At 73.0% G+C, this 13528-nt stretch carries 15 protein-coding genes; 6 read left to right on the top strand and 9 right to left on the bottom strand.

The window, feature by feature from the left end:
* Positions 1–89 precede the first annotated feature (89 nt).
* A complete protein-coding gene (locus OG403_RS12165; RefSeq protein WP_329563984.1) occupies positions 90–1115 on the top strand; it encodes an NADP-dependent oxidoreductase in 1026 nt (341 codons plus the stop codon).
* 449 nt (positions 1116–1564) lie between these two features.
* Positions 1565–2059, top strand: a complete 495-nt coding sequence (locus tag OG403_RS12160) for a DUF3145 domain-containing protein (RefSeq protein ID WP_329563982.1) — start codon at positions 1565–1567, stop codon at positions 2057–2059.
* 80 nt (positions 2060–2139) lie between these two features.
* On the opposite strand, the gene fabF is transcribed toward OG403_RS12160, so the two are convergent.
* The 5 genes from fabF to OG403_RS12135 all read right to left on the bottom strand — a co-directional run bounded on the left by fabF (position 2140) and on the right by OG403_RS12135 (position 7102).
* Positions 2140–3405 carry a beta-ketoacyl-ACP synthase II gene (fabF, locus tag OG403_RS12155; protein ID WP_329563980.1) on the bottom strand — a complete coding sequence of 422 codons (1266 nt, stop codon included), beginning with the start codon at positions 3403–3405 and terminating at the stop codon, positions 2140–2142.
* A 100-nt stretch (positions 3406–3505) separates the two neighbouring features.
* Positions 3506–3754 carry an acyl carrier protein gene (locus OG403_RS12150; RefSeq protein WP_329563979.1) on the bottom strand — a complete coding sequence of 83 codons (249 nt, stop codon included), beginning with the start codon at positions 3752–3754 and terminating at the stop codon, positions 3506–3508.
* A gap of 83 nt (positions 3755–3837) precedes the next feature.
* On the bottom strand, positions 3838–4884 hold the full coding sequence (locus tag OG403_RS12145; protein WP_329563978.1) for a beta-ketoacyl-ACP synthase III: 1047 nt from the start codon (positions 4882–4884) through the stop codon (positions 3838–3840).
* A complete protein-coding gene (locus OG403_RS12140; RefSeq protein ID WP_329563976.1) occupies positions 4881–5825 on the bottom strand; it encodes an ACP S-malonyltransferase in 945 nt (314 codons plus the stop codon). The genes OG403_RS12145 and OG403_RS12140 overlap by 4 nt, the downstream gene beginning before the upstream one ends.
* A 95-nt stretch (positions 5826–5920) precedes the next feature.
* Positions 5921–7102 (bottom strand): PucR family transcriptional regulator, encoded by a 1182-nt coding sequence (locus tag OG403_RS12135; RefSeq protein ID WP_329572265.1) that lies wholly within the window; start codon positions 7100–7102, stop codon positions 5921–5923.
* 181 nt (positions 7103–7283) lie between these two features.
* Here OG403_RS12135 and OG403_RS12130 point away from each other — a divergent pair, with 181 nt between their 5' ends.
* Positions 7284–8057: a pirin family protein gene (locus tag OG403_RS12130; protein ID WP_329563975.1), complete on the top strand. Its 774-nt coding sequence runs from the start codon at positions 7284–7286 to the stop codon at positions 8055–8057.
* A gap of 11 nt (positions 8058–8068) precedes the next feature.
* On the opposite strand, the gene OG403_RS12125 is transcribed toward OG403_RS12130, so the two are convergent.
* A complete protein-coding gene (locus OG403_RS12125; protein ID WP_329563974.1) occupies positions 8069–8902 on the bottom strand; it encodes a serine hydrolase domain-containing protein in 834 nt (277 codons plus the stop codon).
* Positions 8903–9001: 99 nt separating this feature from the next.
* Between OG403_RS12125 and OG403_RS12120 the strand changes: the two genes are divergently transcribed.
* The 3 genes from OG403_RS12120 to OG403_RS12110 are packed head-to-tail and all read left to right on the top strand — an operon-like array spanning position 9002 to position 11075.
* Positions 9002–9466, top strand: coding sequence for a MerR family transcriptional regulator (locus OG403_RS12120; RefSeq protein ID WP_329563973.1), 465 nt, complete (start codon positions 9002–9004; stop codon positions 9464–9466).
* Complete coding sequence (locus tag OG403_RS12115; protein ID WP_329563971.1) at positions 9463–10488, top strand: aldo/keto reductase; 1026 nt, start codon at positions 9463–9465, stop codon at positions 10486–10488. The genes OG403_RS12120 and OG403_RS12115 overlap by 4 nt, the downstream gene beginning before the upstream one ends.
* Positions 10489–10505: 17 nt before the next feature.
* The gene (locus OG403_RS12110; protein ID WP_329563970.1) at positions 10506–11075 is read left to right on the top strand and encodes a hypothetical protein; all 570 of its coding nucleotides are present in this window, start codon (positions 10506–10508) and stop codon (positions 11073–11075) included.
* A gap of 38 nt (positions 11076–11113) precedes the next feature.
* Here the strand turns inward: OG403_RS12110 and OG403_RS12105 are convergent, their stop codons facing one another.
* The 3 genes from OG403_RS12105 to OG403_RS12095 all read right to left on the bottom strand — a co-directional run bounded on the left by OG403_RS12105 (position 11114) and on the right by OG403_RS12095 (position 13460).
* The gene (locus OG403_RS12105) at positions 11114–12292 is read right to left on the bottom strand and encodes an alpha/beta hydrolase (RefSeq protein ID WP_329563968.1); all 1179 of its coding nucleotides are present in this window, start codon (positions 12290–12292) and stop codon (positions 11114–11116) included.
* Between the two features lie 125 nt (positions 12293–12417).
* The gene (locus OG403_RS12100) at positions 12418–13095 is read right to left on the bottom strand and encodes a TetR/AcrR family transcriptional regulator (RefSeq protein ID WP_329563966.1); all 678 of its coding nucleotides are present in this window, start codon (positions 13093–13095) and stop codon (positions 12418–12420) included.
* A gap of 164 nt (positions 13096–13259) precedes the next feature.
* Complete coding sequence (locus OG403_RS12095) at positions 13260–13460, bottom strand: hypothetical protein (RefSeq protein ID WP_329563964.1); 201 nt, start codon at positions 13458–13460, stop codon at positions 13260–13262.
* Positions 13461–13528 lie beyond the last annotated feature (68 nt).

Here is a 13528-nt window from a genome sequence, read left to right as displayed (position 1 = left end):
AACCTTTCATGTCCATCGTTGCTTCATTGCCTCAACCTTTCAGGTGGAGTGCGGAACCTCGCAGAACACGCAGAGCAAGGAGCGCAGTGATGGCTGAGCAGCCGGTACCCGCCACGGCCCGTGAGTGGCACCTCAAGGCCCGACCGAACGGCTGGCCCGTCCCGAGCGACGTCGCGCTGGTCGAGGCCCCGGTCCGGCTGCCGGAGCCGGGCGAGATCCTGGTCCGCAACGCCTACCTCTCGGTCGACCCGTACATGCGCGGGCGGATGAACGACGCCAAGTCCTACGTCCCGCCGTACCAGCTGGACCGGCCGATGGACGGCGGCGCGGTCGGCTACGTGGTGGCCTCCGCCGCCGAGGGCTTCGAGGTGGGCGACGCGGTGCTGCACGGACTGGGCTGGCGCGAGTACGCGACCGTCCAGGCGGCGCACGCCACCAAGGTGGACGCGTCCAAGGCGCCGCTCTCCTACTTCCTCGGCGTGCTGGGCATGCCGGGCATGACCGCCTACGCCGGACTGGTGGCGGTTGCCGGGATCAAGCCCGGCGACGCGGTCTTCGTCTCCGGCGCGGCCGGCGCGGTCGGTTCGCTGGTCGGTCAGATCGCCCGGCTCAAGGGTGCCTCCCGGGTGGTCGGCTCGGCCGGATCGGCGGCCAAGGTGGCCAAGCTGGTGGACGACTACGGCTTCGACGCGGCCTTCAACTACAAGGACGGCCCGGTCCGCGAGCAGCTCGCCGAGGTGGCTCCCGAGGGCATCGACATCTACTTCGACAACGTCGGCGGTGAGCACCTGGAGGCCGCGATCGGCGCCCTGGGCGTGCGCGGCCGGGCGGTGCTCTGCGGCGCGATCGCCCAGTACAACGAGACCGCGCCGCCGGCCGGCCCGCGCAACCTGGCGCTGGCGATCGGCAAGCGGCTGCGCATCGAGGGCATGCTGGTGAACGACCACGCCGCGCTGCAGCCGGAGTTCACCGCCGAGGTGGCCGGCTGGCTGAAGGACGGCGGCCTGCGCTACGACGAGACGGTGGTCGACGGCATCGAGCAGATGATGGACGCCTTCCTCGGTCTGATGCGTGGCGACAACACCGGCAAGATGGTCGTCCGACTGGACGCCTGACCCGTCGTCAGTCCGGCTCCGGCCATCGGTTCGATCTGACAGACCGTCATATCAGCACCCCCCGCGCCCACCGCGCCCCGGCGGGCCCCTGCGGCCCGCCGGGGCGCGCGCGTGCGCCCATGCGACCCCGTGCGCTCTGTTTCAGCCGGTTCCGACGGAGCGTCAGACGCCCCTGGGTACGGCGCGATAGCGTGGCGGGACCGCCGTAGCGCTGCCTGATGGGGCCGTTCGGGGGAGAGATCCCGATCAGGGGTAGACCTGTCCCCGGAACTGACTACCATGGTTGCAGCTTGTCCGTTTTGCTCACGTAAGTGACTTAATGTCGGTTGACCTGAGTTACTTATGAGTCAGAGTCGGACAAGAGTCGGCCAAGTGGCGCCCAGGACCAACCGGCCACCGGCACGAGGCAGCTGGGGAAGGCGACCCTCGTCCACAGCCTGGAGGTCCCGGTGACGACACGTGGAGTCCTGTACATCCACTCCGCGCCCCGCGCGCTGTGCCCGCACGTCGAATGGGCGGTGGCGGGCGTACTCAACGTGCGGGTCAGCCTTGACTGGATCCGCCAGCCGGCCGCCCCCGGCCAGTGGCGCTCCGAGTTCTCCTGGCAGGGGGAGGTGGGCACCGCCTCCAAGCTCGCCTCCGCGCTGCGCGGTTGGCAGCTGATGCGCTACGAGGTGACCAGCGAGCCCTGCGCGGGCGCCGAGGGCGAGCGCTACAGCAGCACCCCCTCGCTCGGCATCTTCCACGCCGTCACCGGCCTGCACGGCGACATCCTGATCCCCGAGGACCGGTTGCGCGCGGTGCTGCTGCGGGCCCGCAGCGAGGGCACCGACCTGGAGGCGGAGCTGGCCCGGCTGCTCGGCAAGCCCTGGGACGACGAGTTGGAGCCGTTCCGCTACGCGGGCGAGGGCGCGCCGGTGCGCTGGCTGCACCAGGTGGTCTGAGGAGGCCGCGCGGGCTCGGTGGCGGAAAGCGCGCAGGGGCCCCGCGGTCGCGGGGCCCCTGCGCGCTGCGCGGTCGTCGGTCAGACGCTGCGGAAGGCCAGCACCACGTTGTGGCCGCCGAAGCCGAAGGAGTTGTTCAGCGCGGCGATCCGGCCCTCGGGCAGCGCGCGCGGCTCGAACCGCACGATGTCCGCGTCCACGTCATCGTCCAGGTCGTCGACGTTGATGGTCGGCGGGGCCTGCCGGTGGTGCAGCGCGAGGACGGTGGCGACCGTCTCGATGCCGCCGGCGCCGCCCAGCAGGTGGCCGGTCATCGACTTGGTGGAGGAGACCGCGACGTGGTCCAGGTGCTCGCCGAGCTCCTTGCGCAGCGCCTTGATCTCCGCGACGTCGCCCAGCGGGGTGGAGGTGGCGTGCGCGTTGACGTGCACCACCTCGGCCTTGTCCAGGTCGCTGGTGGCGAACAGGTGGGCCAGCGCGCGGGCGATGCCCGAGCCGGTCGGCTCCGGCTGCGCGATGTGGTGGGCGTCCGAGGACAGGCCCTGGCCGACCGCCTCGCAGTAGACCCGGGCGCCGCGCGCGGCGGCGTGCTCGGCCGACTCCAGCACCACGACACCCGCGCCCTCGCCGAGCACGAAGCCGTCGCGGGCCTTGTCGAAGGGGCGCGAGGCGTGCTGCGGCTCGTCGTTCTTCTTGGACATCGCCATCATGTTGGCGAACGCCACGATCGGCAGCGGGTGGATCGCGGCCTCGGTGCCGCCGGCCACCACCACGTCGGCGCGGCCGGTGCGGATCATCTCGATCGCGTAGCCGATCGCCTCCGCGCCGGAGGCGCAGGCCGAGACGGGGGTGTGCACGCCGGCCTGGGCGCCGACCTCGATGCCCACGTTGGCGGAGGGGCTGTTGGGCATGAGCATCGGCACGGTGTGCGGGGACACCTTGCGGACGCCCTTCTCCTTCAGCACGTCGTACTGGTCGAGCAGGGTGGTCACCCCGCCGATGCCGGAGGCGATCACGGTGCCCAGGCGCTCGGGGGCCAGGGTGGAGGCCTCGTTGGTGGCGGCGACCTGGAAGCCGGCGTCGGCCCAGGCCTCACGGGCGGCGATCAGCGCGAACTGGGCCGAGCGGTCCAGCTTGCGGGCCAGCGGCTTGGGCAGTACCTCGCCCGGGTCCACCGCGGTGCGGGCGGCGATCCGGACCGGCAGGTCGGCGGCCCACTCCTCGGTCAGCGCGGAAACCCCGGAACGGCCGGCGAGCAGTCCCTCCCAGGTGGTGGCGGCGTCGCCGCCCAGCGGCGTGAAGGCGCCGATACCCGTGACTACCACGGTGCGGATTTCAGCGGTCACTGGTTCTTCTTCTCTCACGTGTGCGGGGGCGGGGTGTGGCCGACCGGGCGGGGTGCCGGGCGGGGGCGGCGTGGAAGGGGCCGCCCCCACCCGGTGGGGGTCAGGCGCTGGCGTTGGCGAGGATGTAGTCCACCGCGTCGCCGACGGTCTTCAGGTTCTTGACCTCGTCGTCCGGGATCTTGACCTCGAAGCGCTCCTCAGCGGCGACGACGACCTCGACCATGGACAGCGAGTCGACGTCCAGGTCATCGGTGAAGGACTTGTCGATCTCGACGTCCTCGGTCGGGATCCCGGCGATCTCGTTGACGATCTCGGCGAGACCTTCCAGGACCTCTTCCTTGCTGGCCATCTTGGCTGCTCCTCTGGGAGTGGTAGGTGGCGCCTAGCGGGATGCTCGGCGCCGGTTGACGGTACGTAAGGCGCGGTATGTGCCTATGGGAGGGTAACGACTGCCGCGGCGTAGACCAGACCCGCCCCGAACCCGATGATCAGAGCCAGGTCGCCGCTCTTGGCCTCGCCGCTCTCCAGCATCCGCTCCATGGCGAGCGGGATGGAGGCCGCCGAGGTGTTCCCGGTCTCGGCGATGTCGCGGGCGACCGGCACCGAGTCGGGCAGCTTCAAGGCCTTGATCATGGCATCGGTGATGCGCATGTTGGCCTGGTGGGGGATGAAGGCACCGAGCTGGTCCGCCGTCACCCCGGCGGCGTCCAGGGCCTGCTGGGCCACCTTGGCCATCTCCCAGACCGCCCAGCGGAAGACCGGCTGGCCGTCCATCCGCAGGGCGGGCCACTTCGGGCCCTGCTCGGCGTGCTCGGTCAGGCCGTTGACGCCGTCCGGCTTGGCGAAGGCGGTGTCCCAGGCCTCGGTCTGGGTGATGACGTCCTTCTGCGAGGCGTCCGAACCCCAGATGACCTTGCCGATGCCCGGCGTGTCGCTGGGGCCGATCACGGCCGCGCCGGCGCCGTCACCGAAGATGAAGGAGGTGGCGCGGTCGTGCTTGTCGGTGAGGTCGCTGAGCCGCTCCACGCCGATCACCAGCACGTACTCGGCGCTGCCGGCCCGGATCATGCCGTCGGCCAGGTTCAGCCCGTATCCGAAGCCGGCGCAGGCGGCCGAGATGTCGAAGGCCGGGGCGGTGCCGCAGCCCAGCCGCAGCGCGATCTCGGTGGCGATGGCCGGGGTCTGCTTGAGGTGCGTCACGGTGGCCACGATCACGCCACCGATCCGCGCCGGGTCGATGCCGGCCTGCGCGATCGCCTTGCCGGCGGCCTGCACCGACATCTCGGCGACGGTCTCCTCGGGGCCGGCCCAGCGGCGCTCGGTGATCCCGCTGCGGGTGCGGATCCACTCGTCCGAGGAGTCGATCCAGGTCAGCACCTCTTCGTTGGGGATCACCCGGACCGGGCGGTAGCCGCCGACGCCGAGGATTCGGGAGTATGCGGCACCGGTGGCCGGACGGATCTGCGGGACTGAGGTCATGCGGCGTTCTCCTCACCGGCGTGCTCCGCCACCAGGGCGGCAGCCTTCTCCAGGTCGGCCGGGGTCTTCAGGGCCAGCGTCGCGACGCCCTTGACGTTGCGCTTGATCAGCCCGGTCAGCGTGCCGCCGGGGGAGAGCTCGATCACGCAGGTGGCACCGAGCTGCTCGATGGTCTCCATGCACAGGTCCCAGCGGACCGGGTTGGAGACCTGCGCGACCAGCCGGGCCAGCACCTCGGCACCGGAGCCGACGACCTCGCCGTCCCGGTTCGAGACGTAGGCCACGGCCGGGTCGGCCACGGTCAGGGTGGGCGCCACCTCGGCCAACCGGGCCACGCCCGGGGCCATGTGCTCGGTGTGGAAGGCACCGGCCACCTTGAGCGCGACCAGCTTGGCCTTGGCGGGCGGGTCGGCCTTGAAGGCCTCCAGCTGGTCCAGCGTGCCGGCCGCGACGATCTGGCCGCCGCCGTTGTTGTTCGCGGCCGTCAGGCCGTGCTCGGCCAGCTTGGCCGCGACCTCCTGCGGGTCGCCGCCGAGCACCGCGGTCATGCCGGTCGCGGTGACCGCGGCGGCCGAGGCCATCGCCTGGCCGCGCTCGCGGACGAAGGTCAGCGCGTCGGCGGCGTTCAGCACACCCGCGCAGGCGGCGGCGGTGATCTCGCCGACGCTGTGTCCGGCGACGGCGCCGACCAGCTTGCGGGCGGCCACCTCGTCCGGGAACAGCGCCCGGGCGGCCATCAGACCGGCCGCCACCAGCAGCGGCTGGGCGACGGCGGTGTCCTTGATCTCATCGGCGTCGGCGTTGGTTCCGTAGTGCACCAGGTCGAGGCCTGCCACATCGGACCAGGCCGTCAACCGGTCCGCCACCCCGGGCAGGTCGAGCCACGGGGTGAGGAAGCCGGGAGTCTGGGCACCCTGTCCAGGGGCGACGATAACGAGCACGGTTCAACCCTCTCTCGCCGGACGCCCGTGGGCGGGTAGGCGACGGTAACGAAGAAAAGGACCTCGGATTGTGGGGTCTCCACAGGGTCCCGGAGTCAGTCCCCGGTGGACTCGAGCCGCCCCAGGGCCAGTGCGATGCGCAGAGTGAACGCCGAACGCACATCCGAGGGAGCATAGCCCGTGACGTCAGTCACACGACGAAGCCGGTAGCGCACGGTGTTCGGGTGGACGAAGAGCATCCGGGCGGCCCCCTCCAGAGAGGAGGCCTGCTCCAGGTAGACACTCAGCGTCTCCAGCAGTGCCGAGCCGGCCTCGTCCAGAGGTGTGTAGATCTCCTCCACCAGTTGGCGGCGCGCCACCTGGTCGCCGGCCAGCGCCCGCTCGGGCAGCAGGTCGTCGGCGAGCACCGGGCGCGGGGCGTCCGGCCAGGCCGCGCAGGCCCGCAGGCCGGCCGCCGCGGCGTGCGCGGAGCGGGTGGCCGAGAGCAGGTCGCCGACGGTCGGGCCGACCACCACGGGGCCGGGCGCGAACTGGCCGATCAGCGCCCGGGCGGCGTGCACCGGCTCCTTGTCACCGCCGACCACCACCACCAGGCGCTTGCCGAGGACCCCGGTGAGCACGTGCAGCCGGGCGTACCGGGCAGCGCGCCGGATCGCCTCGACCACCGCCTCGCTGTCCCCGTCCGGGGCGTTGCCCATCACCACCCGCACCTGGCTGGGCTGTCCCCAGCCCAGCGCGGCGGCCCGTGACAGCACGCCCTCGTCGGCGTCGCCGGAGAGCAGCGAGTTCACCACCAGCGCCTCCAGGCGCGCGTCCCAGGCGCCGCGCGCCTCGGCCGCCTGGGCGTACACCTGGGCGGTGGCGAAGGCGATCTCGCGGGCGTAGACCAGCACCGACTCGCGCATCCCGTCCTCGTCGCCGGGCGCCGCGACCTCCGGGATCGCCTCCTCCATCACCTCGATGGTGGTGCGGATCAGCTCCACGGTCTGGCGCAGCGTGATGGCCCGGGTCAGCTCGCGCGGGGCGGTGCCGAAGACGTCGGTGCTGATCGCCTGCGGGGCCTCGGGGTGGCGGTACCACTCGGTGAAGGCGGCGATACCGGCCTGGGCGACCAGGCCGATCCAGGAACGGTGTTCGGGCGGCATCCGGCGGTACCAGCCGAGCTGGTCGTCCATCCGCGTGATGGCCGCGGTGGCCAGCTTTCCGGCCGATTTCTCCAGCCGCTTGAGGGTGGCGGCGCGCAACTCGGCGCGCTCGGCCGCGAGCCGACGCTCCATGGCCGTGCCGCCGGAGGTGGCGGTCTGTCTCACGGGCCGCTTGGCGGGCTGGTTCTGGTCGTCGGCGGTTGGAGCTGTGGGGGCTGGCACAGGGACAAGACTGCCTCACCGCGCGCCCGCTTCGCGCCACCCCCACGGTCGAGCGCGGGTGGCCCCGGTCACACCGGCTACGGTGGGTCAGATGAGCGACCCCGCGCGCCCCCGGGCCGACCTGCGCCGTACCGCCGAACGCTACCGCTCGGCGCCCGCACCCGGAGTGGAGACCAGGCACGCCTTCTCCTTCGCCGGCCACTACGACCCGAAGAACGTGCACTTCGGCCCGCTGCTCGCCTGCAACGAGGAGACGCTGGCGCCCGGCGCCGGCTTCGAGTCGCACCGGCACCGGGACATGGAGATCCTCACCTGGGTGCTGGAGGGCGCGCTGGCCCACCGGGACGGCGACGGACACGCCGGGGTGGTGCGTCCGGGGATGGTGCAGCACCTGAGCGCCGGGCGCGGGGTCAGCCACACCGAGCGCAACATCGGCGGGGCCGGCGTCCCGGTCCGGTTCGTCCAGATGTGGCTCCAGCCGGACGTCTTCGGGACCGAGCCGAGCTACGGGCTGCGCCGGGTGACGCCGCAGCCCGACGGGTTGACGCTGCTCGCCTCCGGCCTGGAGCAGCACGCCGGCACCGAGGCGCTGCGGCTGCGCCGCTCGGACGCCGCGCTCCACCTGGTCACCGCCGACCCCGGCCAGCCGCTGCCCGACCTGCCCGAAGCCCGCTACCGCTACGCCCACCTGGCCTCGGGCGCACTCGGCTACCGCACCGTCCCCGGACCGCGCGGGGTGGGCCGCTCGATGGAGCCGGGGGACAGCGTGCGGATCACCGGCGAGGCCTTCGCCGCCCCGGTGGCCGGCCCCGAGGGCGCCCAACTGCTGCTCTGGGAGCTGCACTCGGACCTGAAGCTGGGGTAGGCGGTACCGCCTCAGCCGCGCAGCTCGGCCAGCACCGCGTCGGTGAAGACCGGCCAGGCCTCGGCCGCCCAGGGCCCGAAGTCCCGGTCGGCCAGGGCCACGCAGGCCACGCCGGCCGCCGGGTCCACCCAGAGGAAGGTGCCGGACTGCCCGAAGTGGCCGAAGGTCTCCGGCGAGCTGGTGGCGCCGGTCCAGTGCGGGGCCTTGTGGTCGCGGATCTCGAAGCCCAGGCCCCAGTCGTTGGGCCGCTGGTACCCGAAGCCGGGGAGCACCCCGGTCAGCCCGGGGAAGGCCACCTCGCGGGTCGCGGTGGCCAGCGTCGAGGGGTGCAGCAGCCGTGGTGCCTGCAACTCGGCGGCGAACCTGGCCAGGTCGGCGGCGGTGGAGACGCCGCCCGCGCCGGCCGGGGTGCGGTGCACCGCCTCGATCGTGGTGCCGGTCATGCCCAGCGGCTGGAAGACCGCCTCGGCCGCGTACCGCTCGAACGGGATCCCGGCCGCCTTGGCCAGCGCCTCGGCGAGCGCGTCGAACCCGGCGTTGGAGTACAGCCGCCGGGTGCCGGGCTGGGCCATCACGCGGTTCTCGTCGAAGGCCAGCCCCGAGGTGTGGGAGAGCAGGTGACGGACCGTCGAGCCGGTCGGGCCGGCCGGGTCGTCCAGCTCGAACACGCCCTCCTCGACCGCGACCAGCGCGGCGTAGGCGGTCAGCGGTTTGGTCACCGACGCCAGCTGGAAGCGGTGGTGCTGCGGCCCGTGCGCGCCCAGCAGTGCGCCGTCCGCGCCCCGCACCACCGCCACGGCCGCCGTTTCGACCGGCCAGTCCTCGATCATCCGCAAGCTCTGCATGCAGGAACTCTAGTGCGGCCGCGGAGCGCCCTTGCTTCGAGTGCACTCCAACTCGATAGCGTCAGGTCATCACGACGCACCATCCCCGGGGGACCGCCCATGAGTGCCTTGCCAGCCCAGCTACTCGCCCAGCAGCTCGCCGAACCGGCCATCGAGCAGGCCGGCTGTGGCCAGGTGGCCGCGCCCACCGACCGGACCCTGCGCCACAGCATCAGCGAGGTGGCGGCCAGCACCGGGCTGACCGCTCACACGCTGCGCTGGTACGAGCGGATCGGCCTGCTCGACCCGGTCGACCGCTCGCACGCGGGCCGCCGGCTGTACAGCGACGGCGACCTCAACCGGCTGGCTTTCCTGGGCCGACTGCGGCTGACCGGCATGCCGGTCGCCGACATGCTCCGCTACGTGGAGCTGGCCCGCGAAGGCGACCACACCGTGGAACAGCGACGTGACCTGCTGGTCGCCCACCGCGACGAGGTCCGGCAGAAGATCTCCGATCTGCACGCCACGCTCGCGGTGCTCGACCACAAGATCGACCTCTACTCAGGGAAGAAGCAGAGCGCATGAGCACCAGCCAGTCCCCGTCCAAGCTCCCCACCGTCCAGCTCGGCACCGGCGGTCCGCTCGTCGGCGTCCAGGGCCTGGGTTGCATGGGTATGAGCGAGTTCTACGGCCCGACGGACACCGCCGAGGCGCTGGCCACCCTGGACGCCGCGCTGGAGGCCGGGGTCACCCTGTTCGACACCGCCGACGTCTACGGCTCCGGCCACAACGAGGAGCTGATCGGCCCGTTCGTCCGGGCCAACCGCGACCAGGTGGTGCTGGCCACCAAGTTCGCGATCGAGCGCAAGGCCGAGGACCCGCACTTCCGCGGCGTGCGCAACGACCCCGCCTACATCCGCACCGCCGTGGACGCCTCGCTGCGCCGCCTGGGCATCGAGGTGATCGACCTCTACTACATGCACCGCCGCGACCCGAAGGTCCCGCTGGCCGAGTCGGTGGGCGCGATGGCCGAGCTGGTCCAGGCCGGCAAGGTGCGCCACCTGGGCCTGTCCGAGGTGACCGGCGCCGAGCTGCGCGAGGCGCACGCGGTGCACCCGATCGCCGCGGTGCAGCAGGAGTGGTCGCTCTTCTCCCGCGACGTGGAGCAGAGCGTGGTCGGCGCGGCGGCCGAGCTGGGGGTCGGCTTCGTGCCCTACTCGCCGCTCGGCCGCGGGATGCTGACCGGCAGCTTCGCCAGTGCCACCGAGCTGGCCGCCGACGACTACCGCCGCAACCAGCCGCGCTTCACCGGCGAGAACGCGGTGGCCAACACCGAGCTGGTCGCCTCGATCCAGCGGATCGCGGCCGAGCGCGAGGTGACGGCGGCTCAGATCGCGCTGGCCTGGGTCCACCAGCGCGCCGAGGTGCACAAGCTGACGGTGGTTCCGATCCCCGGCACCCGCAAGCGCAGCCGCCTGGCCGAGAACGCCGCCGCCGCCACGCTGCGCCTGACCGGGGCCGAGCTGACCGCCCTGGACGCGCTGGCCGACGCGGTCGCGGGCACCCGCTACCCGGACATGACCTTCACGGCCACCTCCCGCGAGTAGGCCAGTACCCTGCTGCGGTGACCGAGAAGCTGACGGAGAGTTGCCGCGCCGTACTGGAACCGCTGCTGTCCCCGGGGGAGCGGCTGTTGGACGTGGCCTCGGCCTATCCGGTGGCCGGGACCTCGGGGGTGGGGACCGGTCCGGGCGCCGCGATCGGCAACGCCGTCTCGCACCTGGGTTCGGTGACCGGGGGAGCGGGCAGCCTCGCGGCCGGTTTCCCGGTCCGCATCCAGGAGGTGCGCAAGCTGCTGGTGGTCACCGACCTGCGGGTCGCCTACGTCGGCGTGGCGGCGGGTGGGCAGGCCGTGGCGCGGGTCGCCTGGCAGGCTCCCCGGGCCCTGGTGGCCCGGGTCGAGCGCCGGCCGCGGCTGCAGATCATGGCCAGGTTCCGGCTGCACTTCGCGGACGGCTCCGCGGTCTCGATCCTGACGCCCCGCCGGGAGACGGTCGAGACGCTGGCGGCGGTGCTGGCCTCCCCGGCCCTCGCGGTGCCGCCGCAGGACGCCGGACCTCGGGACGGCCGGCCGCAGGATGCCCGCCCGCAGCAGTGGCCCTGGCCGCCGGAGGACGCCCGGCCGTTCCTCTGAGTCCGCATCAGGCTGAGCCGATATCAGCTGAGCTGCCGTCAGCCGGTGCGGTAGACCACGTCGCGGTAGTCGCCCAGCGCGATCGCCGCGAAGTTGTACAGGCTGGTGGTGCCGGGGTCGAAGTAGCCCACGTGGCCCGCGGCCCCGGCCGAGGAGATCTGCTCGGCGCCGAAGTCCGGGTCGGTCGGGTCGGCGCCGTGCCCCAGGCCGCCGACCTGCAGGTACGGGACGACGCGGATCCAGTCGCTGGGGTTGCGGGTGGCCCACAGGTGGACGCCGGTGCCCAGCTGGTCGGCGTTCTGCACGTCCATGCCGGGGCTGGCTAGCACCACCATGTCGGTGGTCGCGCCGTGCAGTTGGGGGGCCACGGCGCCGCAGACCACGGTGCCGTAGGAGTGGCAGAGCAGGGTCGGCGGGGCGGTCGGTGCGCTGGTCTGCTTCAGGCCGTCCAGCAGCCGGGCCAGCCGTGGCGCGCCGGCGTCGGCCAGCCGCGAGGTGACCGCGTCCGGGCCCAGGCCCACCGGGGTGACGTAGCCGGTCCAGGCGATCACCGCGGTGCTGACGTTCGGCGCCTGGGCCTGCTCCTCGGCCCGCAGTGCGCGGGCCATCCCGGCGGGGGCGCTGAGCGGGTCGACCGCCCGGTCGTGGTGGCCCAGGTCGGTGTCCGAGCCGGGCACGATCACCGAGACCCGCTGGGCGGTCGCCAGATCGCCGAAGACCTCGGTGACCAGGCCGCGACCGCGCGGGTCGAAGGCCAGGATCTGCCGGCCGGGGCGCAGCAGCGCCTGGCAGTCGTTGGCCCGGGAGACGGCGAGCGCGTGGGTGGTGGGGTCGGCCTTGCGGTCGGCCGCCACCGCCTTGGCCCGGGCCACCTCGGCCGTCAGGGCCAGCGTGTTGGCCTGGTAGCGCAGTCGCAGCGGGACGCCGTCCAGGTTGCCCACCACCAGCGGGTAGGCGTGCGCGAGGCGGTCCTGCTGGGCGGCGGTGAGCGAGGCGAAGAAGGCTGCCACGGTGGCCGCGTCGGCGGTGGCCGGGTCGGGCAGCGGGCGGCCCAGCGAGTGGTCGTGCACCCAGGCGGTGGAGCCCGCCGGCGGGGTGGTGATCGCGACCTGCTCGTTGGAGGCGGCGGCCGTGGCGGCCGCGCCGCCGGCGTCGGCCAGCACCGCACAGGCCGCGAAAGCGCCGATCAGGATGCGCTTCAGCTGCCTGCGCTGCATCTAGTCAACTCCTGGGACTCGTACCACGGACTACGTTCAGTCCGCCAGCGTATTAGGTCTCGAGGAGTGGTGGAGGCGCCCCAAACTGTGGGTTGGGTCACAGTGACCGGTCCCGGACGGTCTCGTTACCGCCGCCAGTCGCCGGCCAACGCCGGTCCCAGCTGGTCGAGGTGACGCTCGATCACGGCGATCATCCCCTCCAGCCCGTCGCGGTCCGACCCCGAGGCCTCGGTGGACCAGGCCAGGTGCGCGGAGCGGATCACCGCGCCGAAGACCGCCGCCAGCAGGCGCGGCCGCAGGTCGACGGCCGGGTCCAGGCCCTCGCGCGCGGCCAGGATCTCGATCACCCGCCGCTCCTGGTCGGCCGAGCGGCGCAGGTGGGCGGCGAGCAGGGTCGGGGTGGACTCGATCAGCTGGAGCAGCTCCAGTGCCGCGGTGACCCCGCGCCCGTCCTGTGCGGCGTGCAGGTCGCGCCAGGACTCGCAGATCGCCGCGCGCATCGCGGTCAGCGGGTTCTCCGCGGCGGGGCGGGCCCGCAGCCGGCCGACGAAGTACTCCTCGGCGTCGGCCAGGACCGCGAGCGCGGCCTCCTCCTTGTTGGCGAAGTAGCGGAAGAAGGTGCGCTGCGAGACGTCCACGGCCGCGGCGATCTCGTCGACGGTGGTGGCGGCGTAGCCCTGGCTGAGGAAGAGCCGGTGCGCGGCGTCCACCAGGGCGTCCCGGGTGCGCTGCTTCTTGCGTTCGCGCAGGCCCACGGGGGCGTCGGGCGGCGCCGGGTTCGGCATGGCGGCAATGGGGGCCATGCGGACACGATAGCGCGCGGGCGGCGGTCTGCCCGGATCAGAAGTCATCGGCTGTTATAAGTCACACATTGCCAGTTGTCAGCCGCTGACATAATCTCTTGGTCGGTGGCGCCCGCGCGGTCGACGGGCTCGTGGGGACGGGCGGGACCCGGGCGCCACCCCGGTCAGCCGGCGCCGACCGCCCGCTGCGGCCGCTCGGCCGTCCACTCCACGGGCCGCTCGGCCGCCTCGCGCAGATACCGCGCCCGCTCCTCGCGTTCCAGGTCGGGGAAGTAGTCCAGCAGGCGGGTGGCGGCCTCGGCGGGGCTGAGGTGGACCTCGCGGAGCAGCCAGTGGGCGCGGTTGAGGATCTCGTCGTCGTGCATGGGGCGATCCTCGCCGCGCACCGGGGCCGGGGCACCCGCAGCTGGGCCGGACGGGAAACGGGCGCGGG

Origin of the sequence: Kitasatospora sp. NBC_01266 (assembly GCF_036242395.1) — a bacterium.
GTDB lineage: Bacteria > Actinomycetota > Actinomycetes > Streptomycetales > Streptomycetaceae > Kitasatospora.
The sequence above is the reverse complement of the archived record's forward strand: the minus strand, read 5'-3'. Positions and strand labels throughout refer to the sequence as shown.

Coding starts and splice junctions, on each gene's coding strand:
- OG403_RS12100 (WP_329563966.1), bottom strand. CDS start 13,095: ATGGCCCCCATTGCCGCCATGCCGAACCCGGCGCCGCCCGACGCCCCC.
- OG403_RS12095 (WP_329563964.1), bottom strand. CDS start 13,460: ATGCACGACGACGAGATCCTCAACCGCGCCCACTGGCTGCTCCGCGAG.
- OG403_RS12125 (WP_329563974.1), bottom strand. CDS start 8,902: ATGCAGAGCTTGCGGATGATCGAGGACTGGCCGGTCGAAACGGCGGCC.
- OG403_RS12115 (WP_329563971.1), top strand. CDS start 9,463: ATGAGCACCAGCCAGTCCCCGTCCAAGCTCCCCACCGTCCAGCTCGGC.
- OG403_RS12135 (WP_329572265.1), bottom strand. CDS start 7,102: ATGGAGCGTCGGCTCGCGGCCGAGCGCGCCGAGTTGCGCGCCGCCACC.
- OG403_RS12150 (WP_329563979.1), bottom strand. CDS start 3,754: ATGGCCAGCAAGGAAGAGGTCCTGGAAGGTCTCGCCGAGATCGTCAAC.
- OG403_RS12105 (WP_329563968.1), bottom strand. CDS start 12,292: ATGCAGCGCAGGCAGCTGAAGCGCATCCTGATCGGCGCTTTCGCGGCC.
- OG403_RS12165 (WP_329563984.1), top strand. CDS start 90: ATGGCTGAGCAGCCGGTACCCGCCACGGCCCGTGAGTGGCACCTCAAG.
- OG403_RS12120 (WP_329563973.1), top strand. CDS start 9,002: ATGAGTGCCTTGCCAGCCCAGCTACTCGCCCAGCAGCTCGCCGAACCG.
- OG403_RS12130 (WP_329563975.1), top strand. CDS start 7,284: ATGAGCGACCCCGCGCGCCCCCGGGCCGACCTGCGCCGTACCGCCGAA.
- OG403_RS12145 (WP_329563978.1), bottom strand. CDS start 4,884: ATGACCTCAGTCCCGCAGATCCGTCCGGCCACCGGTGCCGCATACTCC.